Genomic DNA, 25,819 nt, shown 5'->3' with positions numbered 1-25,819 from the left:
AGACTTCGGGTCTGCTCACAGCAACGCCTGCCTCTCGACTAGGACGAATCCTCGGTAGATTCGGTGGAACGTTAGGCTATGATTGTGCAAAACCAATAATCGCTGGGGGGGGCGGTTCGGGGTGCGTGTTCGTCGACTTAAGATCACCAATTTTCGCGGGATCTCTCAAGGCAGCGTCGATTTCGACGGGCATACATTGCTCGTTGGGGGAAATAACATCGGAAAATCAACGATCTGTGAGGCGCTCGATCTCGTTCTCGGGCCTGAGAGATTGTTTCGCCGCCCCGTTATCGACGAACACGACTTTCACTGTGGCAAGTATCTCGACGACGACGGTGCGCCGATCGAGGTTCGGATCGAAGCCATTCTGGTCGATCTATCGGACGAGGCCAAGCGCCGATTCTGCGGCCATCTCAGGCGTTGGAACGACACGGCCTGCGTATTTATCGACGACGCCGACGACGCGCTTGACCACGCTGATGCAGCAGATGCGATGTGGGCGCTGCCGCTGCTGTTCGTGGGACGTTATGACCGTGATGAGGACGACTTCATCGGCAACACGTTCTTCGATCATCCCTCGAAGGACGTCGACCCCCTCGACGAGGAAACCGAAATTAGGCTTGGGCAGGGACGTGTGCCGTTCACGCGAATGCACAAGCGGCTGTGCGGCTTTGTCTTCCTCAGAACGCTACGAACCGGATCACGGGCACTGAGTCTCCAGCGAGGGTCGCTGCTCGACTCGGTGCTGAAGCTTGGCGGCACAGGCGCTGTCGAGATGTGGCAGGACACTCTTGCCAGGCTTCAGAGCCTTGATCCCGCCATTGGTGAGATCACGCAGCTGAAGCACATACGCGACGAAATTCGCGCGCGGATGGGACGTTTCATCAATCTGGCGCCGGGCGACGAGTCGACCGGGTTCTTTGCCTCCGACTTAACACGGGAGCATTTGCGCGAGGTCGTGCGGTTGTTCGTTGCCGCGCAGCCTGGTCAGCATCTCGTGCCATTCGGCCGGCTTGGCACTGGGTCGATCAATCTACTGGTCTTCGCGCTGCTGACGTTCATAGCGGAGTTGAAGGACAAGCAGTCGGTGATCTTCGCGATGGAGGAGCCGGAAATCGCACTGCCGCCGCACACTCAGCGCCGCGTCACCCGCTTCATTCTGGCGGAGATGGGACAGTCGATCGTCACCTCGCACTCGCCCTATGTGATCGAACAGTTCGACCCGGAGCAGATTGTCATTCTCAATCGGAATGAAACCGGCGCGCTCACCGGACAGCCGATCAATGTCGATGCAGTGAAGCCAAAGACCTTCAGGACTGAGCGGCGGCAGTTCGCTGAGGCGATCCTCAGCCGCGCGGTGCTGGTCGTAGAGGGATCGACCGAAGCATCGCTGTTCCCCGTTGCATCATCGATCATGGAGGCGAGTCTCGGCGCCGACGCTTATACCCACCTCGACCTCGCCGGCGTCAGCATCTTTAACGCCGGTGGAGATGGATCGGTGCCGCGCCACGGGTCGGTCTTTTCGGCGCTCGGCAAGCTCTCCTTCGGCTTCTACGACAAACCGAATGCGGCACTGACACCGGCGGCCACCGAAAAGCTGAAAGAGTACACCCAATTCTGGGAGTCGCCGGAGAAGGGCATCGAGACCGTCCTAGTGAAGCAGATGCCCGTCGCTGTGGTGCGTCGGTTCCTCGACGAGGTGAAGGATCGATCGGACTATCCGGCTGTGGGCACCTATGACCCAGCGGCCGTGGATGCAGACGTCGTCGCGCTAGCGAGCAAAGTACTGAAGGCGCGCAAGGGTGACGCCCATGGCTATGCCGCCATGCTCGTGGCCCAATGTCAGAACGCTGACGAACTGCCCGCGACAATCCGCGAAATTCTGGAAACGATCCACAAAGCGCTGAGTGCTGTGCCTGAAGACATCGCAGCACCTCCGATGGACGAACTTGAGGGTCTTCTTGGATGAAGATCGAACTGTGCGAGAAGCGCAAGGCGATCATCGCACAGCAGGGCCACCTGCTGGTTTTGGGCGGCCCGGGTTCCGGCAAGACGACGATCGCGTTGTTCAAGGCGCAGAAGCGGTTCGCTGATCTGAAGCCAGGCCAAGAGATCTTGTTCCTGAGTTTCTCGCGCGCGGCGATCCGCCAAGTTCTCCTCCGTTGCAAGGAAATCCTGACCCCAGCTGAACGGCGCACGGTGACCGTACAGACCTATCACGCCTTCTGTATGGAAATGCTTGAGGCTCACGGGCGGTTACTCGGCGGGAAGCCTATCCGCTTCCTCTACCCAGGAGATGAGCGGCTGCAGAAGTCGGCGTTTGAAGGCGACTGGAGTGTAGAGCGTCGGCGGCAGGCGGCTGAGATGGGCCTCTACAGCTTCGATCTCTTCGCGGCTGGAACGGCCGAGTTGTTCGAGCGGTGCGGGGCGTTGCGCGACCTCATCGCCGATCGCTTTCCGATGATCATCGTGGATGAGTTCCAGGACACGGACGACAATCAGTGGCGGATAGTGCAGGCGCTTTCCGGCGTAACCGACGTTTTCTGCCTTGCCGATCCCGAGCAGCGCATCTTTGACTATCGCGACGATATCGACCCGCGAAGGCTCGAGATTCTGCGCGAGACGACCAAGGTCTCGGAATTCGACCTTGGGGGAGAAAACCATCGCAGTCCGAACGCCGGCATCCTGAAGTTCGCGGATGCGGTGCTACGTAATCAAGCCCCGTTGCCGGCAACACCCGACGTCAAACAGGTGGCCTACTGGCCAAACGCGTTCGCCGCCACAGCGCATGCTGCTGTGATCTGGACGTTCTCTGTGCTCCGCAAGAAGGGCGTGACGAATCCGAGCGTAGCGGTGCTGTCGCGTAGTAACGCGCTGATTTCCGACCTGTCGACGATCCTGTCCGAGCCGCATACCTACAACAATCAGCCGCTCCCGGTCATAGAGCACGACGTCGTGTGGGATGCAGAGCTCTCCGCCGCCGCCGCGCTTGTCGTTGCATCGATACTCGAATGGCCGACAAGCCCGGCCAATGAGAGCCTAGTCCGGACCCTCCGGCTCATCTGCGCCTACTACAAGCTGAAGAACGCTGAGGACCCAACAAAGGCAGCGGCCGATCACGCGCGCAAGTACGACGAGGCCGCAGGAAAGGTGGAGAAGGGGGAAGCGCCGAGGATCAATGCAGCCAAAGCGCTGGTAACAGCCCATGCCAACGGCATCGATCTGATCGGCGAACCCGTAGCCGACTGGAAGGCCGCTCGTACCGTTCTGCAGGATGTTCCCGCGCTGGCCGAACTGTTCCGCGAGGTGCGGTTGGTTCGCCTCTTCAGGGCGACCGACGCGCTTGCCTCTGGCTTGGGCGAGCAATGGTTGGCTTTGGGCAGCTACGCCGGTGTGAGCGATCTCGTGAAGCGCATTCTCGAGCAAGAGCGGCTCATCGCTGTGGAGCGCGACCCCCAAGGGTGCGTGCTGATGAATATGCACAAATCCAAGGGCAAAGAATTTGACGGCGTCGTTCTCGTCGAAGGCGCGTTCAAGTCCGGCTTCTTCAACGAACGTGAGAAGCCGCCTTTCGAGCCGAGCCGGCGGCTGCTGCGTGTTGGTCTGACGCGCGCCAGGGCCCTAGTGACGATCGTACGGCCACAAAACGCGCGGCCACTGGTCGACTAGGAGGACCTATAGTGACCGAGACGACAGGCACTGGGAAATGGACGCAAGCGGGCGTCCCCCACAAGGGCTGGACCTGCATCGATATCGAGGAATTGGAAGAACAGGATCATCTCTGCGAGATGTGCGAGGCCCGACACATCCGCTTCGTCCATGTGATGGAGCATTCCGACCATGGCGAGACGCTCAGGGTCGGATGCGTCTGCGCGGGCCATATGGAAGAGGATCTTGTCGGAGCGCGTAAGCGCGAAGCTGGATTTAAGGGCGAGCGGAACCGGCGTAAACGCTGGCTGTCGCGTGAGTGGCTCGTCTCATCGGTTGGCAACGAGTTCCTGAACACCAACGATGGCTTCAACGTCGTGGTCTATCCCAAAGGCGCAATTTGGGGAGCGCGAGTTCAGCACCGTGGGAGCGGCTACCAGAGAACGTCTAAGCTTCCCTACCAAACGCAAGATCAGGCGAAGCTTGCTGCCTTCGACGCGATGATCGGGATGAAGCACAGCGCTCCTTGGATAAATCGATGAGGTCGACGGTATGGGCAAAGATCACACAAGCAAAGAGCACTCGGCCGAGGGTGCGGCGCTCGGCTTTTGGTATCAGTCCTTCTACGCGCTCCGCACTCTGGTGATGCTGACCACTGACGACGCGGCGATCGGCGTCGAGCAGCTCGATGACGTGGAGCTCAAGGCTGACGGGCAGACGCTGCTCTATCAGCTCAAGCACTCGATCAGCGCTGTGCCAGTATCCATCACCATCAAGTCGACGTCCCTCTGGCGAACAATGAAGGTCTGGATCGATGCGCTACCGTCTCTGAACTTGGCCGAGACTACGCTGCACCTCGTTACCGTTGGAGGGATTTCCGCAGAGAGCTCCCTTAGTGCGTTGACAGATCTTGAGGCCGATCGCTCCGATTTAGTCGCAGCGATGACGGCGGAGGCCAATCGCGTCATAGAAGCGCGTCAAGCCGCCGCGAAGGCTAACAAGGCACTGCCCTACGCCGACCGCGTTCACGGTTGTGCCGCCTTTCTCGGTCTCTCAGAGCCCGAACGGCTGAACCTGCTTCGTCGTGTCCAGATACGGCCCGACAGTCCGACGGTCGCGGAAGTCGAGCAGGAGATCGCAGGCCACTTTCACATCGTACTCCCCGCGCATCGCCCGGCCGTGGCGACGCGTCTCATCGAGTGGTGGGACCGGCAGATCGTTTATGCTCTGTGCGGCGAACGCGAGCGCGTCATCACACGGGCTGAGCTGCAGGCACAGATCATGGCGATTGTTGCCGACCTTGAGCAGGGCAAGCTCGTTCCCGAATTCGAGACGGTCAGCCAACCCGAGGACTACCAACCGGATAGTATGCTGGCGCGGCAAATCGAGCTGGTGAAGGGCAAGTCCTTTGATCTCGAGCGCGCCATTCGGGAGGAGTGGAAGGCACGCGAACAACGGGCTCGGTGGCTCGCTAGCAACCCTGCCATGGCGACGAGGATCACCGAATACGACCATATTCTGCGAGAGCACTGGGCCGATAGGCACGCTGAAATGGTAGACAGCTGCGCTGCGTTACAAGATGACGAGAAATGCGCGTCGGGGCTGAATCTTCTGCGCTGGACTCACAACGACGCGCCGACGACCGTTCGCCCTATCGCCGAAGGCTGGGGCGCGGCCTACTATGTGCGCGGGAGCTATCAGGTGCTCGCGATCAACCTGAAGGTAGGGTGGCATCCTGAATATGAAAACGTGCTCGGTGGTGAGAAATGAGGATCGCCCACGACGTCTATGCCGAGACAAATCCCGCGTTCTGCGCTTCCGCCCTCGTCGAGTTCACCAAAACGTATGCGTCGGTCCGGCCCGACGGGCCGGAGACGCCAGCCGCGTATCTGGCGCTGCCTATCGCGCTTTCGGGCGAGCTCGCCAGTACTTTCACCGGAACCAATAAGAATACCGGCTTGCTCGAATGGTTGGAGCGCAGTCCACAGGTCCAGGTCGGACTCGCCAAGCGGGTGAACGCTTCACTGGACATCGTTACTGAGGCGATTCGATTTGGGTGCTTCACGCAGTTGCTGATTTTTGGCGAAGGGGCCTTCCTTAGACTTGGAGACAAGAAGTTGAAGCCGAGCGCGATCAGCGCTCTCGGCGATGAGCCGGCGCAGACGATTAAGCGTGCCGGGCGGCTCGGGCATTGGTTTGCAACTGCCGGCTCGACCCGGACGGTTTTCGACATGATGGGGATAACGGCATGACACGCTGGAACATCGCTACGATTTTCTTCCTGGGCGTGTCTGGGCAGCGCCGAGAGGTGACTTTCGCGGCTGACGAACTGAATATCATTACAGGCGCTTCCGGTACCGGCAAATCGACCCTTATCAAGGCGATCGACTACTGCCTCGGCTCGAGCAAGTGCGAGTTGCCCGCCCATGTTCGTCGGCGCAGCATCGCGGTTGGCGTAAAATGGGTCGCAGGCGATGCGGAGATGATCATCGGGCGCGTGATCCCGCCGGTAGGTCAGGCAACCAGCACGCGTATGTTCACCTCCACCGGTCGAAATTTGCCGCTACCTGAGACGGTAGACGAGTTCGAGGGTACGACGACAGTTGAGGCCGCGAAGGCCTTCATCGAGCGGGCGTTCGGGATTGGCGATGTTATTTCGGAGCCAGATGCCGCTGCCGCGCGTGGGCGCGCCACCGTGCGCCACGTCACACCCTATCTGTTTGTGACCAAGGAGGTCATCTATAGCGAGTCAACCCTGCTCCACGGCTTGGAGAAAGCGGACAAAGCGCGCGACATCATCGCGGCCATGCCATACTTCCTTCGCGCAACCGACGAGGCGAGCGCGATTGACGAGCGGCGGCTGCGGCAGCTGCAGCGGGCGCTCGAAAAAGAGGAGGCGAAAGCGCGCTCGCGCGCGGCTGCCGAGACAGCGCTCAAGCAGCGCGCAACCAATCTTCTTACCGAAGCTCACCGAATAGGGCTGGCCAAGTCGCCCTCGCTGGACGCGCCGGAAGCCACGCTTCTCGCCGAATTGAAGACGATAGGTGAGACGCCGCTTCAGGCGAATACCTACCCGGACGAGGGTGAACTAGGAGCCCTCAATCGGCGACGTCGAGAGATCCTGGCCGAAGTCAGTGCGCTACGTCGGCACTTGCAGGCGACCCGGACGGCGCTGCGTGAGGCGACGGGCTTCCAAGGCGCTGTTTTGCGTCAGCGTGACAAGCTCATGCTAGCCGAGCATCTGCATCTCGACGGTATCGCCGAAGTTTGTCCGGTTTGCGAGGCACCGTCCGAGCGCGGACGCGAGGCAGCCCGGGCCCTGCGGACCACTCTGACGAAAGTGCGTGCGGAGAGCGTAGCGGTGGAGCGCGTGAGGCCCCGGCTTGTCGAGCATGATCGTGCACTTGAGGAGGAGATAGGCCAGCTCAATATCGAGCTGCGCCGCATCGACGATCAGATTCAAACTTGGCTGCGCCAAAGCGAGGAGACCCGCCGGTTGGCCGATCTTGGCCAACTCCGAGCACATCTGCTTGGCCGGATCTCTTTCTTTCTTGAAGCGAGTGTCGACGAACCACGTCAGGCCACGCGCGATCTTAGCGTATTGCGAGCTGAGATCGCCGAGTTGGAGGCCCGAGTCGATAAGGAGGCGAAGGAGATCAAGCTGCGGCGGGCGGAGGCGAGAATCTCGCAGTTTGCGTCTGAGGCATTTGTCGCGCTGCCGACTGTGGCGCCCTGCATCGGGTCAGAGCTCGACTTCTCGTCGCGGCAGCCGGAAGTTACGGTCATTGAGGAGGAGAGCGGTGCTGTTCTGCGGCTTCCTGACGTTGGATCTGATCAAAACTACCTAGCGATCCACATCGCGCTCTCCTTTGCGTTACAGCGCTACTTCCAGACCGTGAATGCGCCGGTGCCAGGTCTGCTCGTGCTCGACCAGATCAGTCGACCCTATTTCCCGACAAGCGGCGAGGACGAGGACGAGGCAGAAATTTCCGGCGATGAGGAAGACGAGGACGTGCAAGCGATGCGCAAACACATCGACTTCCTATTTTCCGAGACGGCTCGGCGGAAGGGGCTACAGGTCTTGCTCATCGAGCACGCCTATTTCGCGGACGACCCCCGCTATGTGAACGCCACACGGGAGCGGTGGACACGGGCCTCGGGACAGGCCCTTATTCCGCTCAATTGGCCAGCTCGCGGCGACGAATAGCGTTCGGAATTTAGGCCATCCGTCATTCTACTCATATAGATATTGCTCGTATTCGCGGCGAGAGTAGGACTCCAGAGTCTGTCCGAAGTTTTTATGTATATTTCGGACGAATGACTGGACAGAGGCCGTCGTGTACTTATGGGGGGGCGGCGAGGACCAGCAGTCCACGTAGCACTTCATGGGCGAATGGAAGTTTGATCGGCCGGATTCGCGCCACGATCAGAAATCCCGGCTTATAAGAGAGAGCATCCGTGGACGGAGCAGCGATCAGACTCGCTGAGCTCAAGTGATGGCGCGCGGGAGTTATCGTCCTTCACACCTTCCGTCGTATCCTTCCATCAACCGATTACTGAAGCGGGGGATAGCTATGGCGGACTTACCAGTGCATCAAAAAGCGCGGCATGTGAGCCGAGAGGAACTGTACACGCTGGTCTGGCAAAAGCCGATGACCCGTCTCGCGGAAGAGTTCGGGATTAGCGGCAATGGACTTGCCAAGATATGCGACAGGATGGACGTGCCATATCCACCACGCGGCTATTGGGCCAAAAAGGAGGCGGGCAAGCCGGTAGTTGTATTCAAGCTACCACCTCGCAGGGACGGCATTCCGCAGGTAACTGATATCCATCCCACGCTCCCCAAGCCAGCGCCGTTGCCGGAAGCCGAGAGGTCCGCGACGGTCGCCGCCGCCAAGGTAGAAGCCATTGCCGTGCCGGATGGCCTGGATAATCTTCATCCGCGCGTGAAAGCGTGGATTGTGGAGCACAAGAAGCAGCAGAGAGAACGCGAACAAGAGAGCAAACGGCGAAGATACGAAACCTGGTGGACACCCCGAGTGCTCCCCGATCTGACCGAACGCGACCTATATCGTTTCCGGGTCACGAGTGCGATTTTTACGGGCGTCGAGAAAGCGGGCGGCAAAATTGAGAAGTCACCGATGACAGGAAGAGTGACCTTCGAGATTGCGAACCACGCCGTTGAATGCTCGATCGTGGAGAAGTTGGTGAAGTCGCTTAAGCAGCGCGACGAAACACGGAAGTGGACAGCCTATCCCGACCACCATCAATCCGGCCTCGACTCGTCAGGCTTCCTGCGCGTGTCGATCACTACGTACCTGGATGGCCGGCAGCCTCAATGGATCGAAAGCCAGAAGACAAAGATTGGCGACATGCTGCCTGAGATCGTCGGCACCATCATGGCGGCGGGGCCGATCTTAGAACAGAAGAAGCGCGAGCAAGAGGAATGGCAGAAACAGTATCGCAAGGAAGAGGCGCGGCGGTACGAGGCAAGGCGTCTCAAGGAAATCGACGACAAACGCTGGAATAAGCTCTGCGAATTTGCGGCGAATTGGGAACAGCGCGACAGGCTTCTTGTGCTTCTAGCCGAAGTGGAAAAGCGTGCCTTCGACGAAGGCGATATCATCGTCGGCGACAGCGCCTTGAGCGCTTGGATCGCATGGGCAAAAGAACGTGTCGAGGCGCTCGATCCTCTTCGTCAGGGCGCGGCGGGAATGTTCGATACGATTTCGAAGGTTTCGCAATGGTCATGAGCGAAGGGCGCATCACCGACGCGAGCGCCAGGCACCCTAGTTTGCAGCGCCCCGTCGCGGGAGTGCTGTCTGCACAGACCAGCACATTTGGAATCGTTCACGGGGAGATGGCGCACCCATCAGGATTCGAACCTGAGGCCTCTACCTTCGGAGGGTAGCGCTCTATCCAGCTGAGCTATGGGTGCATCTATCTTCAAATAGTGTCCGAGGTCGACCAGGGTCAATCTCGATTTCAACTTTCAAACGATCGCAAACGGTGCGAGCCCGAGGCACTGCCGATTGTGGTCGTTCGTACTCTACAGCTTCCTTCAGTTTGCTTCCGCGGCGCTTCCGTGACCACGGAAGCAGTTTCTCTGCTTCCTTCGAGTTTCGCCAATCGCTTGGTTTCCCTCGTCTTTTTTGACCCTCGCCCACAACACGCTTGACTTAGCCTTGCCTTCGGAGGGCAGCACTCTATCCAGCTGAGCTACGGGTGCTCGCGCGCCGAGGGCGCAAAGCAAGGGTTCGTATAACCGAGTTCGCGGGCAAGGCAAAGGAAAAAGCGCGCGCCCCGAAGGGCCGTCGCGGGGCTTTGTCCGATAGCTGCCGAACATGAGAACGGCGCCGGTGGAGACCGGCGCCGTTCCCGTTGTTCGCGGCAGGCGGGATCAGTTGCCGACCGGCACGTCGACGAACGTGCCGTCATTGGGCTGGTAGAGATGCAACACCGCGCCGCTGGTCTTGACGGCGTCATGAGTGGCGATGGTCGGCGCGGCGCCGACCTTGGTGGTCACGAACGTGCCATCGGACGGCTCGAAGTAGGTGACGGTCTGCGTGTAGCGCGCCGCATCGCTATTGGCGGCCGGGGCCACGTTCAGGTTGCCGGAGATGAAAGTATTATCGGGAGGATTGTAGTAGCTCTGCTCGGCGGCTGAGGCCAGCGTCGGGACAGCGAGAGCGGCGGCAGTAAAGGCGACAAGAGCCAAGGTTTTCATTTCCATACTCCGTGTATTGAAGTGGCGAAGTCGGGCCCGAAAGAAGGTCTTGTCCAGCCCCAATATTCGTCTCGCTTCGATGAATCATGGTATAGACCTCGCTATGGGAATTAGAAAGTGGGCCGGAACTCAACACGGCGCGACAGGTTCCGTGATGTGTTTTCACGATTTCGTGTGATTGCGTGATCGGGAGCGCAAAATCACGCGACTGATGGAATACTTCTGGCTGAAGACCTTTCGAAAACAGCGAAAGCAACAACCGGGGCTTGCCGGCTGCGCTCCGCCGTGGGCCGGGCCGATGGCACCGTCGGCCATCGGCCGTCATGATTCGTTACATTTTTTCCGGCCGGTGCCGGCTTGGGCGCGGGGAGGGCGGCGGTCGTCGCTTTATGCTATGCCCGAGGGAGCCATTTTCCGGAGGACTGCCGCCATGACCGATCTGTCCGCGACCACCCATGCTGATGCTCTCGCCGGGCTCGACACGCCGGCGGTGGTGATCGACGCGGCCAAGGTGGAGGCCAATCTCCGGCGGGCGCAGGCCTATGCCGACCGGCATGGGCTGCGGCTCAGGCCGCACATCAAGACGCACAAGATGCCGCATCTCGCCTTGCGACAGGTCGAGCTGGGCGCCGCCGGCATCACCTGCCAGAAGCTCGGCGAGGCCGAGGTGATGGCCGATGCCGGCCTTGCCGACATCTTCCTGCCCTACAACATCGTCGGCGCCGCCAAGCTGGCCCGCCTCGCGGCCCTCAAGCGCCGGATCGCCATCTCCGTCACCGCCGACAATGCCGTGGTGGTCGAAGGCTACGCCGCCGCCTTTGCCGACGCCGACGCGCCGCTCACCGTTCTCGTCGAATGCGACACCGGCATGGGCCGCTGCGGCGTGACGACGCCCGAGGCGGCGCTGGCGCTGGCTCGGACGATCGCCGCCGCGCCCGGCCTCCGCTTCGGCGGCCTGATGACCTTCCCGGCGACGCACCGGGCGGTCGAGGCGCGCGACTTTCTGGAACGGTCGATTGCGCGGCTCGCCGCCGCCGGCCTGCCGCCGGCCGTCGTCTCGTCGGGCGGCACGCCGGACCTCTATGCCGCCGGCGACGACGCCGGCCTCGTCACCGAGTACCGGCCCGGCACCTATGTCTTCTCCGACAGATTCCAGGTAGCCAAGGGCGTCGGCGGCTATGACGACTGCGCGCTCGGCGTGCTCGCCACCGTGGTCAGCCGGCCGACCGACAGCCGCGCGGTGATCGATGCCGGCTCCAAGGCGCTCACCTCCGATCTCCTGGGTCTCGACGGCTACGGCTACCTGCCAGCCTATCCCGAGGCGCGAATCGCTTCGCTGTCCGAGGAGCACGGGGTGATCGATTTCTCCGCCTCGCCGCGCCGGCCGGCGATCGGCGAACGTCTCTTCGTCATCCCGAACCACGTCTGCCCGGTGGTCAACCTGTTCGACACCGTACACTTCCTCCACGCCGGCGGCTCGATCGAGGAGCGGCGGGTGGCGGCACGCGGACGGGTTGGCTGACCCAGGGTCGCGGAAACCGGCGATTTTTAGGGGTGAAATGGTACAGCTGGCTGGGCTTGAACCAGCGACCTTCGGAGCCACAATCCGACGCTCTAGCCAACTGAGCTACAGCTGCACATGACGGCGCGGAACCTAGTGGGATCGCCGGGGCAATGCAAGCCCCCGGCGGCCACTTTTTTGCGCCGCCGGCCTCAGGCGGCGACCACCGCCGTCAGGAAATCGTCGATCGTCGCGCCAAGCCCGGACGCCTCCTCGGCCACCTCGCGCGAGTCGCGGTCGAGCTTCTGCGCCGCCGTCTCGGTATCGCGGGCCGTCGCCAGCACGGCGCCGACGCTGGTCGCCACCTGCTGCGAACCAGCCGAGGCGGCGTTGACCGAGCGGCTGATGTCGCCGGTCGCAGCGCCCTGTTCCTCGACGGCGGCGGCGATGGCGGCGGTGTAGCGGTCGACCTCCTGCATGATGGCGCTGATCGCCTGGATCGCCTCAACGGCGTCGGCGGTGGCGTTCTGGATGCCGTCCACCTGGGTGGCGATCTCCTCGGTGGCCTTGGCGGTCTGGCCGGCCAGGTTTTTCACCTCGCTCGCCACCACGGCGAAGCCGCGTCCCGCCTCACCGGCGCGGGCGGCCTCGATGGTGGCGTTGAGGGCGAGGAGATTGGTCTGCTCGGCGATCGCCTTGATCAGGGTCACCACCTCGCCGATCTTGGCGGCACCGGCGGCGAGACGGTTGATCTTGGCATCGGCGTCGCGCGTGCCGCGCGCCGCATCGGCGACGATGGCGCCGGTACGTTGGATCTGGGCGGAAATCTCGCCGATCGAGGCGGCAAGTTCCTCGGCGGCCGAGGCGACGGCCTGCGCGTTGGTGGTGGCCTCGCCCGAGGCGACCGAAGCGGCGCTGGCATCCTGAACGGTACGCACGGCGCCGACGCCCAGCGAACCGGCGGTGGCCAGCAGATCCTCGACGGTGCGGTTTACCGCGCCGAGCGCCGTCAGCGTGGTGGCGCGGAAGTCGTCGATCAGCGTCTCGACGCGCGCCTGCCGCGCCGCGCGCCTGGTGGTTTCCTCGTTCTTGTCCCGCTCGAGCGTCAGGCGGGTGACGGCGCTCTCCTTGAGCACGACGACGGCGCGGGCGATGGTGCCGATCTCGTTGCCATAGGCGGCGTAGGGCACATCTTCGGAGAGTTCGTCGCGCGAGATGCGCTCCATCAGGCCGGACAGCCGCGCCACCGGCCGGATCAGCCTCGCCACCAGCCCCGAGGCGGCGGCCGAGGCGGCGACGGCGAGCAGCAGGCCGAGCAGGGAAATCTTCAGCACCAGCCCGTTCTTGGTGGCATGGACGGCCGCCTCGGGAATGCCGGCGAACAGGATGCCGATCACCTTGCCGTCGGCCGCCTTGATCGGCGCGTAGACGGTGAGATAGGGCGCGCCGAGGATGACCGCCTCGCCGGTGAAGGTACGGCCGGCCTTGATCGCCGCATAGGCCGGCGACGCCTTGCCGAGGTCGGTGCCGACGGCGCGGCTGCCGTCCGCCTTGCGGATCGACGTGGTGACGCGCGTGAAATCGTCCTTGGCCGCGTCATAGGCGAAGATGGTGGCGGCGGCGCCGGTGGTGCGCGTCAGGCTGTCGATCAGGTCGTGGCTCTCGAACGGCGGCAGGGCGGCAAGCTCGATGTGGTCGACGACGTCGCCCGACCAGGCAACCGAGGTGCCGGGAATCTCCTTCTCCATGAGAAGGGCGCCGGTCCGGACGGCGGTCATCTGCTTTTCCAGCGCCTGGCGTGCCGCGTCGGTCGACAGCGTCGTGTAGACGACGAAAAGCAGAAGCGTCACGGTCAGCGTGATGAATATCGCAACGGCTGCGCCGATCACTTTCCACAACTTAATTCTGTTAAGGAGCATTTCGCTTCTTCTTGCGGTAGAGGCCAAACTTGTTTCCAGAAATACGGGGAAGTGGTGAACGCGATCTTAAGGCGATGGCCATCGCTACCTTTCATGGATGACTATTGTCCCGAAAAATGAAGATCTTGCAGGAATATACTCCTGAGGCGAGTGTCTCCCGGAAGCTCTCGCCCATGGATTGCCGTCGGGCATGGCGACACATCGAGCGATAAAGTTAACCGGACGTTCAGGATGGAATCGTTTTCCGGCCGGAAAAATCAGTCAGGCAAGGGAAATGCACACTTGTGAGCGCATATTTGAAAGGAGTGCCGGAAAGAGGCCGGATTTCCACCCGTTGCGTCGGGTGGCCTGGCGGAGAAAGGGAGCGCCGCGCATTTCGGAGGACGGGTCATGCAGTCACGCGGAGTCGCCTCGCATCAGACGTCGATCGGCAGCGTCACCCGGAAGAAGGGGGCCGCTTCGGCGGCGCGACGTCGGCGTCGTGGCGGCGGCCATCAGGACGCCCGCTCCTTCCTGATTGCCGGCTTCCTGGTGCTGGTGGTCGCCGTCGTGGTGGCGGCGATCTGGTTCAACACCCGGCCGTTCCCGATCGCCGCGGCGACCGGCCCGCGGCCGCCGCCGAGTGCCGCCGACCTCGAAGCCAAGAAGACCCATTCCTACTGGAAGGTCGGCAGCAACACCTATCGGCACTACATCACCAACGCCAGCACCGGCGAGATCGTCGATGCCGGCACCATGACGGTGAGGGAGATGCTCGACCAGGGCATCGAGGTGCCGGGCTATTCGCTGCCCGCCAAGGGCGGCGTGACCGGCAGCGACGAGCTGGCCATCCGCTTCCGGGCGCTCCAGGATCACCTCAAATGACGGCCGCCCCGGCCCGCAGCAGCATGCCGTAGAGGTCGCGCGGCTCGTCCGGATCGGCCAGGAGATCAAGTTCCTCGTAGAAGGACGTGCCGGCGAGCCGGTCGCGGACGTAGCGCAGGGCGGAAAAGTCCTCGATGGCGAAGCCGACCGAATCGAACAGCGTCACCTCCGACGCCGATCGGCGGCCCGGTGCCTCACCCGACAGTACTTGCCAGAATTCGGTGACCGGATAATCGGCCGCCAGTTGCTGGATCTCGCCCTCGATGCGCGTCTGCGGCGCATATTCCACGAAGATCGACGAGCGTTTCAGGATGTCGCGGTGCAGCTCGGTCTTGCCGGGGCAGTCGCCGCCGACGGCGTTGATGTGCACGCCGGCGCCGACCATGTTGTCGCTGAGGATGGTGGCATACTGCTTGTCGGCGGTCACCGTGGTGATGACGTCGGCGCCCTCGACCGCTTCCTGACCGGATCGGCAGGCGGTGATCGAGAAGCCGAGGCCGGAGAGGTTGCGGCGGCACTTCTCGGTCGCCGCCGGGTCGATGTCGTAGAGGCGGAGGTGGCGGATGCCGAGAAGCGCCCGGAAGGCCAGCGCCTGAAACTCCGACTGGGCGCCGTTGCCGATGATCGCCATGGTCGAGGCGCCCTTCGGCGCCAGGCGCCGCGCCGCCATGGCCGAGGTGGCGCCGGTGCGGAGCGCGGTGAGCAGCGTCATCTCGGAAAGCAGCATCGGATAGCCGGAGCCGACGTCGGCCAGCACGCCGAAGGCGGTCACCGTCTGCTTGCCCTCGCGCATGTTCTTGGGGTGGCCGTTGACATACTTGAAGCCGTAGAGCGTGCCGTCGGAGGTCGGCATCAGCTCGATGACGCCGTCCACCGAATGCGACGCGACGCGCGGCGTCTTGTCGAAGTCCGGCCAGCGGCGGAAATCCTCCTCGATGTAGCCGGCAAGCTCGGTGAGGAAGGTTTCGACGCCGATCGACAGCACCAGCCGCATCATGTTGTCGACCGAGACGAAGGGGACGATGGCGAGCGGGGAAAGGGTGGTCATGCTGCAAAGCTCCGGGTCGGCCGGTCCATGACGGTGCGGCCCATCAGGCTGGCGAGAAGGTCGACCATCAGCGTGGCGGTGCGGCCGCGCTCGTCGAGGAAGGGGTTCAGCTCCACGAGGTCGATCGACGAGACGAGGCCGCTGTCGTGCAGCATCTCCATGATCAGGTGCGCCTCGCGGAAGGTGGCGCCGCCCGGCACCGTGGTGCCGACGCCGGGGGCGATCGCCGGTTCGAGGAAATCGACATCGAGACTGACGTGCAAGAGGCCGTTCACTGAGGCCACACGCTCGACGAAGCGGCCGACCAGCGTGCCGACGCCGTACTCGTCGAGGGCGCGCATGTCGTGAACGGTGACGCCGGAGCCGGAAAGCGCCCGCCGCTCGTCGGGATCGACCGAGCGGATGCCGACCATGGCGACGTTGCCCGGCGGCACCGGATGGGCGAGCGGCGGATAGCAGCCGTGGAAACCGGTCCGGCCGGTGAAATAGGCGACCGGCGTGCCGTGGAGATTGCCGCTTCTCGTGCTGTCGAGCGTGTGGAAGTCGGTGTGGGCGTCCAGCCACAGCACGAACAGCGGGCGGCCCTCCTCGGCGGCGCGGCGGGCGATGCCCGGCACCGTGCCGGCCGACAGCGAATGGTCGCCGCCGAGGAACACCGGCAGGGCGCCGTCGCCGGCCCGGTAGGCGGCCTCGGTCACCGTGGCGATCCAGGCGGCGATCTCCGGCAGGCGCCGGAGGTGGGGGAAGGGCGGCGTCACCGCCGGCAGCGGGCCGCGGGCGACGTTGCCGAGGTCTTCCACCTGGTGGTCGAGTTCGGCGATCGCCTCGATGATGCCGGCCGTGCGATAGGCGCTCGGTCCCATCTCGCAGCCCATGCGGCCGGCACCGTCCTCGACCGGAATTCCGAGAAGCCTCACCTTCATGCCTATCCGTCCCCTGCCGCTCAAGTTTATCGTCCACGCTCGGCATCAAGCCATCGCCGGCCGGCGAAGTGAACAGGCGGGATTGGCAATTGAAGCGGATCGGCTTATCAAAATGGCGGTTTCATTGTCCAGAACGGTGGCATCATGGATCACCTCGACCAGCGGCTGGTGACGCTGCTCCGCCACGACGGCCGCCGCTCGGTGTCCGATCTCGCGGTTGAACTCGGCGTGTCGCGCGCCACCGTGCGCGCCCGCATGGAGCGGCTGGAGCGCTCCGGCGACATCCTCGGCTACACGGTGATCCTGCGCAACGACGCCATCGAGGTGCCGGTCCGGGCGGTGATGATGATCGAGATCGAGGGGCACGTGCTCGACAAGGTGATCCGGCAGCTCGGCGGCTTTCCCGAGGTGGCGGCCATCCACACCACCAACGGCCGCTGGGATCTCGTCGTCGAACTGGGCGCGGCGACGCTGACCGACTTCGACACGGTGCTGCGCCGCATCCGCCTGCTGCCCGGCATCACCGGTTCCGATACCAGCCTGCTCTTGACGACGCCGCGCACGACGCGCGCCCGCCTGAGCCCGGACTGACGCCGCGGCAGGCCGCCCGGCCGGCCGGCGCGGCGGCGTCGAGGTCGTCCAGCATCCAATCGGCGTGACGGGCGCCGGACGGCTGGACCGCCGCGACGGCGACGCCCATTTCGTCGCCTTTCCTCCAGACGACGCGGGCGGCCAGCTTCATCCGGCAGCAGGGGACGAACAGGCTGGTCTCATCATCCGGCGCGAGAGCGGTGCGCGCCGTCAGGCGCAGCCGGCAACCGGTGCGGCTGACGTCCTCGATGACGCAGCCGATCGGCGTCGGCAGGGTGGCGCCGGACAGCGAGGCGACATGATGGCAGGCGTGGCGCGGTTCGCGGCGGCCTTCCAAGGCACGCACTCTCGGTTGGCGCATCCGGCGCAGGAACTCGTAGAAGACCGGATCGACAGGCGGTAACCTGAACATGGCGGCAGGACTTCTCGATGCTTTTGACAACCAGTCTCACCTTTTCCGGTTGTGTTCAACCGTCATGACAAGTCGATTCAAATTGGCCTTAAGGGGTGGTAAGCGATAGATGACCGTTGGTGAACGCTGGGCTTCCGGCAGGGTCGGTCGTTCATTTTCCGCGGCGGCGATGATCGTCGAACACCAGGCCGGTCTCCAGCGCGCGGCGGCCGAACTTCTCGCGCACCTTGTCCATGGCCCGCTCGGCGGCCGCCTTGCGGGTGGCCTGCGGGTCGACGAGGTCGGCCGGATCGGCGAGGCGGCTGTCGCAGAGATCGGCGACGGACACGCCGATCAGCCGGTATGTCTGGCCGTGCGCCTCCTCGGCCAGCAGGGCGTCGGCGGCGGCGAAGATGCGGTCGGCGAGCTGGGTGGGGTCATTGAGCCGCCGCGCCCGCGTCCGGAGCTTGAAGTCGGCGGTCTTCAGCTTCAGCGTCACCGTCGAGCCGGCGATGTCCTCGTGCTTGAGGCCGAAGGAGACGCGCTCGGCCTGCTCGCGCAGGATCGGCCGGAGGTCCTTGAGGTCGGCGAGGTCGGTGAAGAAGGTCACCTCCGAGCCGACGCTCTTGCGCCGGGAGTTGGGCACCACCGACCGGCCGTCCTCGCCGTGCGCGAGGCGGGCGATCCTGAAGCCGAGCGCCCCGTAGCGGCCGGCCAGCCGGGCCGGGTCGGCCTGTTGCAGGTCGCCGACCGTGCGGTAGCCGTCGGCGGCGAGGCGTTCGGAAAAGGCGCGGCCGACGCCCCAGATGGTTGTCACCGGCCGCGGCGCCAGGAAGGCCGCCGCCTCCGACCGGCCGATCACCGAGAAGCCCCTGGGCTTGTCGAGGTCGGAGGCGATCTTGGCGAGGAACTTGTTGGCGGCAAGCCCGACGGAGACGGTGATGCCCACCTCGCGCTCCACCGCCCGCGCGAAGCGGGCGAGCGTCAGCGCCGGGCTGGCGCGGTGGAGCTTCTCGGTGCCGGAGAGGTCGAGGAACGCCTCGTCGATGGAGAGAGGCTCGACCAGCGGCGTCAGCTCCAGCATCCTCCGGCGGATCTCGCGGCCGACGGCGGCGTATTTCTCCATGTTCGGCTTGATCACCACCGCGTCCGGACAGAGTTCCAGCGCCTTGAACATCGGCATGGCCGAGCGCACGCCGCTGATGCGGGCGATGTAGCAGGCCGTCGACACCACGCCGCGCTTGCCGCCGCCGACGATCACCGGCCGCGTGGCGAGCGAGGGGTCGTCGCGCTTCTCGATCGAGGCGTAGAAGGCGTCGCAGTCGACATGGGCGATGACGAGGGCATGGAGGTCCGGGTGACGGACAAGGCGCGGGCCGCCGCAGGCCGGGCAGCGGCGGCCGGCCGGCGGCGCCGGGGAGAGGCAGTCGCGGCAGAAGCCGCTTCCCGCGTCGTCGGACATGGCTTCCCCGCCCTCCGTCCGCCTATGCTTCGCCGCCGCCCGACAGCAGGTGATGGGCCGCCGCCACCATGGTCGGCCGGAATTGCGCCTCCTCGACGAAGGCGAGCAGCAGCGATTCGTCGGCGAGGAAGAACTCCAGCACGCCGGCGAGGAAGCCGGGCTCGCGCGCCGCCGCCCGGAGATCGGCCGGGCCGATGCCGGAGAGCGACAGGAAGCGCCCGAGCGCGTCCGGGTTGCCGGCGAGGTGGGAGAGGGCGGAGATGGCGAGCTGTTCCGCCGCCTCGACGCTGAGCCGTTTTGCAACTGCCATGATCGGACCACCGTTTGGGATTGCTAAAGGAATCCGTACTATATTTGTTATACTGGAATCAGTGCGGCAACCGATCCCTACCGGAACGCGTTTCTGCGTATATACCCAATGCGCGGCAACCGAGACCCGCCGAGCACCCGGAAAGCCGCCGGCGCGCGAGGCGGAAAGAGAGTCGAATGGCCAAGACAGTTCTCATCGTCGAGGACAACGAGCTTAACATGAAGCTCTTCCACGATCTCCTGGAAGCGCATGGTTACCGCACGATTCAGACACGCAACGGCATCGAGGCCCTGGAACTGGTGCGCGCTCACCGGCCGGACCTGATCCTGATGGACATCCAGTTGCCGGAAGTGTCTGGGCTCGAGGTCACCAAGTGGCTGAAGGAGGACGACGATCTCCGGTCGATCCCGGTGGTGGCCGTCACCGCCTTTGCCATGAAGGGCGATGAGGAGCGGATCCGTCAGGGCGGCTGCGAGGCCTATATCTCCAAGCCGATCTCGGTTTCCAAGTTCATCGAGACGGTGCGGACCTATATCGGCGACCAGTGAGCGTCGTCCTGAACGGAAGAGTGTGATGACAGCGCGTATTCTTGTTGTCGACGACATCCTGGTCAACGTGCGCCTCATGGAGGCCCGCCTCACTGCCGAGTATTTCGACGTCCACACCGCCACCTCCGGCGCCGAAGCGCTGGCCATGCTCGGCAATGCCACCTACGACATCGTGCTGCTCGACGTGATGATGCCCGGCATGGACGGCTTCGAGGTCTGTCGCCGCATTCGCGCCAATCCCAAGACGACGCAGCTGCCGGTGATCATGGTCACCGCGCTCGACCAGCCGGCCGATCGCGTCCACGGGCTTGAGGCCGGCGCCGACGACTTCCTGACCAAGCCGGTGTCCGACACCCAGCTGATCACCCGCGTCAAGAGCCTCGTTCGCCTGAAGCAGCTCACCGACGAGCTGGACCTGCGCGCCAACCAGGGCTCGGTCGCCTTCGACCGGGCGATGACCTATGCCGACCTCACCGCCCGCGCCCCCGGCCGCGTGCTGCTGGTCGAGGACCGCCGCTCCTCCTATGTGCGGGTCGCCCAGGCGCTGTCCGGCGAGATGGTCGTCGACATCGAGACCAACCCGCAGGAAGCGCTGTTCCGCGCCGCCGAGGGCGACTACGACCTGGCGCTTGTTTCCCTCGGCATCGACGGCTACGACGCGCTGCGCCTCTGCTCGCAGCTCCGTTCGCTGGAGCGCACCCGCCTGTTGCCGATCCTGCTGATCGCCGAGCCCGAAGAGGGCGGCCGCCTCGACCGCGGCCTGGAGCTGGGCATCAACGACTATCTGCTCCGGCCCATCGACGCCCAGGAACTGATGGCCCGCTGCCGCACCCAGATCCGCCGCAAGCGCTATACCGACCGCCTGCGCGCCAGCGTGCTCCAGACCATGGAGCTGGCCATCACCGACGCGCTGACCGGCCTCTACAATCGCCGCTATCTCGATTCCCATCTCGCCGCCCTCGTCGAGCGGGCCAACGAGAAGAAGGGCGACCTGTCGCTGTTGATCGTCGACATCGACTATTTCAAGCGCGTCAACGACACCCACGGCCACGACGCCGGCGACGAGATCCTGAGGGAATTCGCCATCCGCATCCGCCGCAACCTGCGTGCCCTCGATCTGCCTTGCCGCTTTGGCGGCGAGGAATTCGTCATCGTCATGCCGGAAACCGACTACGGCATCGCCTCGATCGTCGCCGAGCGGCTGCGCACCAAGATCGCCCGCGATCCCTTCGCCATTCACGGCGGCGCCGAGTTCGTCGACGTGACCATCTCGGTCGGCGCTGCCTATATCCTGCATGACGGCGACACGCCGGAAGCGCTGCTGAAGCGCGCCGACAACGCCCTCTACCGCGCCAAGGCGGAAGGCCGGAACCGCGTCGTGCTCGCCGCCGCCTGAGCGCATTCCGGCCGGAACGGCTCCCGATTCAAGCCCTTGCGCATGTCCAGCCCGGCAGTCTCGCCGGATTGTCCAGTTATAAGTTAAGGTTAAATTTTTATGATGAACTCACGGAGGCATCGGCTTTCGTGTGGTTGACGTTGTAAACACTTCGTTAAAACGGTAAAACAACCATATTGATAGTCTAGAGATTTTGGAAACAACGACGCTTGCTTTCCAAACTACAACCCGGTGAAACCAGGTCCGCCGCATCTCCTGGTCTTGTCGGGTCGGTCGATCGATGCCGGCGAGAGTGGCCTCCTCGTTGACCCGGCATCGATCGACCACTCTTGCGTTTCCGGTGCCGCCGGCGCCTATCCTTGGTCTCCGCCGCCTGTCGCCCGACCGGCGCCCGTCCCGGAGACGCCAATCATGACCGATCCCCATCACGCGACGCCGTCGGGCCGTCCGCGCGCCCGTGCCTTCGCCATTCCCTTCGACGGCGAGCCGGGCCCCTCTAACGCCATCACCGACGTTGCCGGCGTCAGCGTCGGCTACACGACGCTGATCTCCGGCGATGGCCCGCTCAAGGTCGGCCGAGGCCCGGTGCGGACGGGCGTCACCGCCATCCTGCCGCGACCGCTCGCCGAAATCGACGGCCCCTGCTACGCCGGCTTCTTCTCCGGCAACGGCAACGGCGAGCTGACCGGCATCCACCTCATCGAGGAGGTTGGCGCCTTCAGCCTGCCGATCACCATCACCAATACCCATTCGCTGGGCGTCGCCCGCGACGCGACGCTGAAATGGGTGGCGGCAAGAAAGCCGGAGGCGCTTGCTTCCGCCTGGGGCCTGCCGGTGGTCGGCGAGACCTACGACGGCTTCCTGAACGACATCAACGGCCATCACCTCGCCGACGCCCACGTGTTCGCCGCACTGGACGGCGCCGTGGCCGGGCCGATCGACGAGGGTTCGGTGGGCGGCGGCACCGGCATGAGCACCTTCGACTTCAAGGCCGGCTCCGGCACCGCCTCGCGCCGCGTCGGCTGGGCCGGCGACACCTTCACGCTCGGCGTCTTCGTGCAGGCCAACTTCGGCGATCGGCGCAACCTGATGATCCGCGGCCGCCGCGCCGGCGACGAGCTTATCGAGCCGCGCCTTGTCGACAGGACGCCGCGGGCCGAGAAAAGCTCGATCATCGCCATCGTCGCCACCGACGCGCCGCTCATGCCGCACCAGTTGAAGCGCCTCGCCCGGCGCGTGCCGCTCGGCATCGCCTGGACCGGCGGCCTCGGCTACAACTCGTCCGGCGACATCTTCCTCGCCTTCTCGACCGCCAACGCCACGGCGGCGGCCGGTCCCTCAGGGCGACTCGCCACGCTGGCCGCCATCCCCGACGTCGACATCGATCCCTTCTTCGACGCCACCGTGCAGGCGGTGGAGGAGGCCATCCTCAACGCCCTCGTCGCCAATGCCGACATGACCGGCCGCGACGGCAACTTCGTGCCGGCGCTGCCGCACGACTGGCTGGCTGCCACCTTCGGCCGGAAGGAGTGATCGTCTGATGGGCGGCAACCGCGACCATCCACAACCGGCTGCCGCCCCGGAAAGCAGATATCCCAACGTCACAGTCTAAAAATTAGGCAGAATGAAAATTGCTTAGACATTAGGCATTTTGACTTGCAATCGCCGCCGCTTCCCCGGCAAGATGGAGCCATTCCAAGCCAATAAGGGGAACGTCATGCTGAAATCCGCCCGCCGCCTCGCCGCGAGGGTCGCTTTCGCCGGTCTTGCCGGAATCGCCTCGCTCGCCGGCGGCGCCACCGCCGCCTTGGCCGACACGCCGGTCAAATTCACCCTCGACTGGAAGTTCGAGGGGCCGGCCGCCGGCTTCCTGCTGGCGCTCGACAAGGGCTACTTCAAGGCGGAAGGGCTCGACGTCACCATCGACAGCGGCAACGGCTCGGTGGAAGCCATCTCCCGCGTCGCCACCGGCACCTACGACATGGGCTTCGGCGACATCAACTCGCTAATCAAGCTCCTCGACGAAGACCCGTCGCAGAAGATCACCGGCGTCTTCATGGTCTACGACCGTCCGACCTTCGCCGTGGTCGGCCGCAAGTCGCTCGGCATCACCGACGATCCCAAGTCGCTGGAAGGCAAGAAGCTCGGCGCGCCGCCGCCGGACGGCGCTTTCGCCCAGTGGAAGGCCTTCAAGGCGGTGGCCGGCATCGACGACAGCAAGATCACGCTCGAATCGGTTGGCTTCCCGGTGCGCGAGCCGATGCTGGCCAAGGGCGACGTCGATGCCGTCTTCGGCTTTTCCTTCTCGGTGATCCTGAACCTCAAGGCGCAGGGCGTGCCGGCCGACGACATCGCGCCGATCCTGATGGCCGAGCACGGCCTCAACCTCTACGGCAACACCGTCACCGTCAACACCGACTTCGCCGCCAGGAACCCCGATGCCGTGAAGGGCGTGCTCAAGGCGCTGGCCAAGGGCTTCGCCGATGCCGTCGCCAATCCGGGGGAGGGCGTCGAGGCGGTGCTGAAACGCAACGAGACGCTGAATGCCGACATCGAGCTTGAGCGCCTCACCATGGCCAACGCCCAGAACATCAAGACGCCCTATGTCGCCGAGCACGGCATGGGCGGCGTCGATCCGGCGCGGCTCGCCGCCTCCATCGAGACGCTGAAGACCTCGATGGGCCTCAAGGGCCAGGTGACCGCCGACAAGGTGTTCGACCCGGGCTTCCTGCCGCCGCAAGCCGAACGCCAGCTGCCCTGATCGAGCCTCGGACCGGTCGGTACGGTCGATCCGGCCGGCCGGTCCCGCCATTTCCCGGAAACGCGCCACACATGACCCACCTCGTCTCCATCGAGAACGTTGACATGCGCTATGGCGGGGCGAGCGGCACGCTGGCCGTCGCCGGCCTCACCTTCAAGGTCGACAAGGGCGAGTTCGCCGCCGTGGTCGGCCCGTCGGGCTGCGGCAAGTCGACGCTGATGCGCCTCGTCACCGGCTTGCATATTCCGCAGGCCGGTCACGTCATCGTCGCCGGCCAGCACGTCACCGAGCCGGTGAGCATCGTCGGCATGGCCTTCCAGAACCCCAGCATGCTGCCCTGGCGCACCACGCTCGACAACATCCTGCTGCCGCTGGAGATCGTCGAGCGGCACAGGAAGCGCCTGCGCGCCCACAAGGCCGAATACGTGGAGAAGGCCGAGCATCTGCTCGATGTGGTCGGCCTCAAGGGCTTCGGCTCGAAATACCCCTGGCAGCTGTCCGGCGGCATGCAGCAGCGCGCCAACCTCTGCCGGGCGCTGATCCACGAGCCGCAGCTGCTGATGCTGGATGAACCGTTCGGCGCCCTCGACGCCTTCACCCGCGAGGAGCTGTGGTGCGTCATCCGCGACCTGCACGCGGCGCAAGACGTCACCATCGTCCTGGTCACCCATGATTTGCGCGAGGCGGTGTTCCTCGCCGACAAGGTCCTGGTGATGAGCGCCCGGCCCGGCCGGGTGCTGCGCGAGCATCGCGTGCCGTTCGCCCGGCCGCGCGACCTCGAGATCACCTATGACAAGGCCTTCAACGACGTGGTCCACCAACTGCACGGCGAGATCGCCAGCGCCAGGAGGGCGGCATGAGCGCGGTCATCGAGGATATCCAGAAGTCCGAGCCGGCACGGCCGCTGATCGCCCGTATCGACTGGGTGAGGGCGTCGCCCTGGCTCTATACCATCGCCCTGTTCGCGATCTGGGAGGCGTCGGTCCGCTTCTTCGATCTACCCTACACCGTGCTGCCGGCGCCCTCGCGCATCTTCGCGGCGTTCTACCAGTATTGGTCGCCGATCTGGAAGAACTCGCTGCAGACGCTCTACACGACGACGCTCGGCTTTCTGATGGCGGTGGTCGGCGGCCTCGCCCTCGGCCTGTTCATCGGCTGGTCGAAGGTGATCTATGCCGGCCTCTACCCGCTGATGATCGGCTTCAACGCCGTTCCCAAGGTGGCGGTGGTGCCGATCCTGGTGATCTGGTTCGGCATCGGCGCGATACCGGCCATGCTGACCGCCTTCCTGATCTCGTTCTTCCCGATCGTCGTCAACGTCGCCACCGGCCTCGCCACCATCGAGCCGGAGACTGAGGACGTGCTGCGGGCGCTCGGCGCCAGAAAGCTGGACATCATGCTGAAGGTCGGCATCCCCCGCTCGATGCCCTATTTCTTCGGCTCGCTGAAGGTGGCGATCACCCTGGCCTTCGTCGGCTCGGTGGTGTCGGAAACGGTCGCCTCCAACTACGGCCTCGGCAACCTGATGAGTTCGGCCCAGAGCCAGTTCAACGTGCCGCTGGTGTTCGCCGGCCTCCTGGCGCTGGCCGTCGAGGGGATCGTCATGTACTCGATCATGGCCTGGGTCGAACGGCGGATGACCGGCTGGGCGCACCGCTCCACCATGTCGCACTGAGCGAACGAACCCTGCTGGAAAAGACCTTGCGCGGCGAGGGCTTGGCGCTTTAGCT

The 25,819-nt window shown here is 64.3% G+C and carries 23 protein-coding genes and 2 tRNA genes; 16 read left to right on the top strand and 9 right to left on the bottom strand.

The features are described 5' to 3' along the window. The first annotated feature begins 82 nt into the window (after nt 1-82). From H512_RS0102855 to H512_RS0102825, 7 genes are all read left to right on the top strand, one after another. Nucleotides 83-1,969 (top strand): ATP-dependent nuclease, encoded by a 1,887-nt coding sequence (locus H512_RS0102855; RefSeq protein ID WP_245585339.1) that lies wholly within the window; start codon nt 83-85, stop codon nt 1,967-1,969. After that, nucleotides 1,966-3,669 carry a UvrD-helicase domain-containing protein gene (locus H512_RS0102850; protein ID WP_012561336.1) on the top strand — a complete coding sequence of 568 codons (1,704 nt, stop codon included), beginning with the start codon at nt 1,966-1,968 and terminating at the stop codon, nt 3,667-3,669. The genes H512_RS0102855 and H512_RS0102850 overlap by 4 nt, the downstream gene beginning before the upstream one ends. An 11-nt stretch (nt 3,670-3,680) precedes the next feature. Then, nucleotides 3,681-4,190 carry a hypothetical protein gene (locus tag H512_RS0102845; protein ID WP_012561335.1) on the top strand — a complete coding sequence of 170 codons (510 nt, stop codon included), beginning with the start codon at nt 3,681-3,683 and terminating at the stop codon, nt 4,188-4,190. A gap of 10 nt (nt 4,191-4,200) precedes the next feature. After that, nucleotides 4,201-5,418 (top strand): ABC-three component system protein, encoded by a 1,218-nt coding sequence (locus H512_RS0102840; protein WP_012561334.1) that lies wholly within the window; start codon nt 4,201-4,203, stop codon nt 5,416-5,418. Further along, entirely contained in the window at nt 5,415-5,900 is a 486-nt protein-coding gene (locus H512_RS0102835; protein ID WP_013912762.1) for a three component ABC system middle component, read from the top strand. Before H512_RS0102840 ends, H512_RS0102835 begins: the two co-directional genes overlap by 4 nt. After that, entirely contained in the window at nt 5,897-7,855 is a 1,959-nt protein-coding gene (locus H512_RS0102830; protein ID WP_012561332.1) for a DUF3732 domain-containing protein, read from the top strand. The genes H512_RS0102835 and H512_RS0102830 overlap by 4 nt, the downstream gene beginning before the upstream one ends. A 367-nt stretch (nt 7,856-8,222) precedes the next feature. Further along, nucleotides 8,223-9,401 carry a hypothetical protein gene (locus H512_RS0102825; protein ID WP_026782234.1) on the top strand — a complete coding sequence of 393 codons (1,179 nt, stop codon included), beginning with the start codon at nt 8,223-8,225 and terminating at the stop codon, nt 9,399-9,401. Nucleotides 9,402-9,509: 108 nt separating this feature from the next. Here the strand turns inward: H512_RS0102825 and H512_RS0102820 are convergent. Both H512_RS0102820 and H512_RS0102815 read right to left on the bottom strand, forming a co-directional pair. Then, nucleotides 9,510-9,586 (bottom strand) — tRNA-Arg (locus H512_RS0102820). Between the two features lie 462 nt (nt 9,587-10,048). Next, the gene (locus H512_RS0102815) at nt 10,049-10,375 is read right to left on the bottom strand and encodes a hypothetical protein (protein ID WP_026782233.1); all 327 of its coding nucleotides are present in this window, start codon (nt 10,373-10,375) and stop codon (nt 10,049-10,051) included. A gap of 430 nt (nt 10,376-10,805) precedes the next feature. Between H512_RS0102815 and H512_RS0102810 the strand changes: the two genes are divergently transcribed. Continuing rightward, nucleotides 10,806-11,897, top strand: a complete 1,092-nt coding sequence (locus H512_RS0102810; protein WP_036789748.1) for a D-TA family PLP-dependent enzyme — start codon at nt 10,806-10,808, stop codon at nt 11,895-11,897. A gap of 38 nt (nt 11,898-11,935) precedes the next feature. On the opposite strand, the gene H512_RS0102805 is transcribed toward H512_RS0102810, so the two are convergent. Then, a tRNA-His gene (locus H512_RS0102805) sits at nt 11,936-12,012 on the bottom strand. A gap of 76 nt (nt 12,013-12,088) precedes the next feature. Beyond that, the gene (locus H512_RS0102800) at nt 12,089-13,726 is read right to left on the bottom strand and encodes a methyl-accepting chemotaxis protein (RefSeq protein WP_169507119.1); all 1,638 of its coding nucleotides are present in this window, start codon (nt 13,724-13,726) and stop codon (nt 12,089-12,091) included. Between the two features lie 459 nt (nt 13,727-14,185). Here H512_RS0102800 and H512_RS0102795 point away from each other — a divergent pair, with 459 nt between their 5' ends. Then, nucleotides 14,186-14,659 (top strand): hypothetical protein, encoded by a 474-nt coding sequence (locus H512_RS0102795; RefSeq protein WP_026782230.1) that lies wholly within the window; start codon nt 14,186-14,188, stop codon nt 14,657-14,659. Here H512_RS0102795 and H512_RS0102790 read toward each other — a convergent pair. Both H512_RS0102790 and rocF read right to left on the bottom strand, forming a co-directional pair. After that, nucleotides 14,652-15,707, bottom strand: coding sequence for an ornithine cyclodeaminase (locus H512_RS0102790; protein WP_026782229.1), 1,056 nt, complete (start codon nt 15,705-15,707; stop codon nt 14,652-14,654). The genes H512_RS0102795 and H512_RS0102790 overlap by 8 nt on opposite strands. Beyond that, nucleotides 15,704-16,630 carry an arginase gene (gene rocF / locus H512_RS0102785; protein WP_026782228.1) on the bottom strand — a complete coding sequence of 309 codons (927 nt, stop codon included), beginning with the start codon at nt 16,628-16,630 and terminating at the stop codon, nt 15,704-15,706. Before rocF ends, H512_RS0102790 begins: the two co-directional genes overlap by 4 nt. Nucleotides 16,631-16,774: 144 nt before the next feature. Here rocF and H512_RS0102780 point away from each other — a divergent pair, with 144 nt between their 5' ends. Continuing rightward, a complete protein-coding gene (locus H512_RS0102780; protein WP_026782227.1) occupies nt 16,775-17,221 on the top strand; it encodes an Lrp/AsnC family transcriptional regulator in 447 nt (148 codons plus the stop codon). Here the strand turns inward: H512_RS0102780 and H512_RS0102775 are convergent. The 3 genes from H512_RS0102775 to H512_RS0102765 all read right to left on the bottom strand — a co-directional run bounded on the left by H512_RS0102775 (nt 17,151) and on the right by H512_RS0102765 (nt 19,384). Further along, complete coding sequence (locus H512_RS0102775) at nt 17,151-17,633, bottom strand: PilZ domain-containing protein (protein ID WP_084798271.1); 483 nt, start codon at nt 17,631-17,633, stop codon at nt 17,151-17,153. The two genes, H512_RS0102780 and H512_RS0102775, sit on opposite strands and share 71 nt — an antisense overlap. Nucleotides 17,634-17,784: 151 nt before the next feature. Then, a complete protein-coding gene (locus H512_RS22330; RefSeq protein WP_036789737.1) occupies nt 17,785-19,074 on the bottom strand; it encodes a DNA polymerase IV in 1,290 nt (429 codons plus the stop codon). Nucleotides 19,075-19,096: 22 nt separating this feature from the next. Then, on the bottom strand, nt 19,097-19,384 hold the full coding sequence (locus H512_RS0102765) for a DUF3572 domain-containing protein (RefSeq protein ID WP_026782225.1): 288 nt from the start codon (nt 19,382-19,384) through the stop codon (nt 19,097-19,099). Nucleotides 19,385-19,560: 176 nt separating this feature from the next. Here H512_RS0102765 and H512_RS0102760 point away from each other — a divergent pair, with 176 nt between their 5' ends. The 6 genes from H512_RS0102760 (at nt 19,561) to H512_RS0102735 (ending at nt 25,764) form a co-directional block, all read left to right on the top strand. After that, the gene (locus H512_RS0102760; RefSeq protein WP_026782224.1) at nt 19,561-19,932 is read left to right on the top strand and encodes a response regulator; all 372 of its coding nucleotides are present in this window, start codon (nt 19,561-19,563) and stop codon (nt 19,930-19,932) included. Between the two features lie 25 nt (nt 19,933-19,957). Then, nucleotides 19,958-21,328 carry a PleD family two-component system response regulator gene (locus H512_RS0102755; protein ID WP_026782223.1) on the top strand — a complete coding sequence of 457 codons (1,371 nt, stop codon included), beginning with the start codon at nt 19,958-19,960 and terminating at the stop codon, nt 21,326-21,328. A 411-nt stretch (nt 21,329-21,739) separates the two neighbouring features. Continuing rightward, the gene (locus H512_RS0102750) at nt 21,740-22,861 is read left to right on the top strand and encodes a DmpA family aminopeptidase (protein WP_026782222.1); all 1,122 of its coding nucleotides are present in this window, start codon (nt 21,740-21,742) and stop codon (nt 22,859-22,861) included. 184 nt (nt 22,862-23,045) lie between these two features. Beyond that, a complete protein-coding gene (locus H512_RS0102745) occupies nt 23,046-24,089 on the top strand; it encodes an ABC transporter substrate-binding protein (RefSeq protein ID WP_026782221.1) in 1,044 nt (347 codons plus the stop codon). Between the two features lie 71 nt (nt 24,090-24,160). Continuing rightward, the gene (locus tag H512_RS0102740) at nt 24,161-24,949 is read left to right on the top strand and encodes an ABC transporter ATP-binding protein (RefSeq protein WP_026782220.1); all 789 of its coding nucleotides are present in this window, start codon (nt 24,161-24,163) and stop codon (nt 24,947-24,949) included. Continuing rightward, complete coding sequence (locus tag H512_RS0102735; RefSeq protein ID WP_026782219.1) at nt 24,946-25,764, top strand: ABC transporter permease; 819 nt, start codon at nt 24,946-24,948, stop codon at nt 25,762-25,764. The genes H512_RS0102740 and H512_RS0102735 overlap by 4 nt, the downstream gene beginning before the upstream one ends. The last annotated feature ends 55 nt before the right edge of the window (nt 25,765-25,819 follow it).

The sequence above is a fragment of the Pleomorphomonas koreensis DSM 23070 genome, assembly GCF_000425185.1.
In the GTDB taxonomy this organism is placed as follows: Bacteria; Pseudomonadota; Alphaproteobacteria; order Rhizobiales; family Pleomorphomonadaceae; genus Pleomorphomonas; species Pleomorphomonas koreensis.
This window is presented reverse-complemented; position numbering and strand designations above follow the sequence as displayed.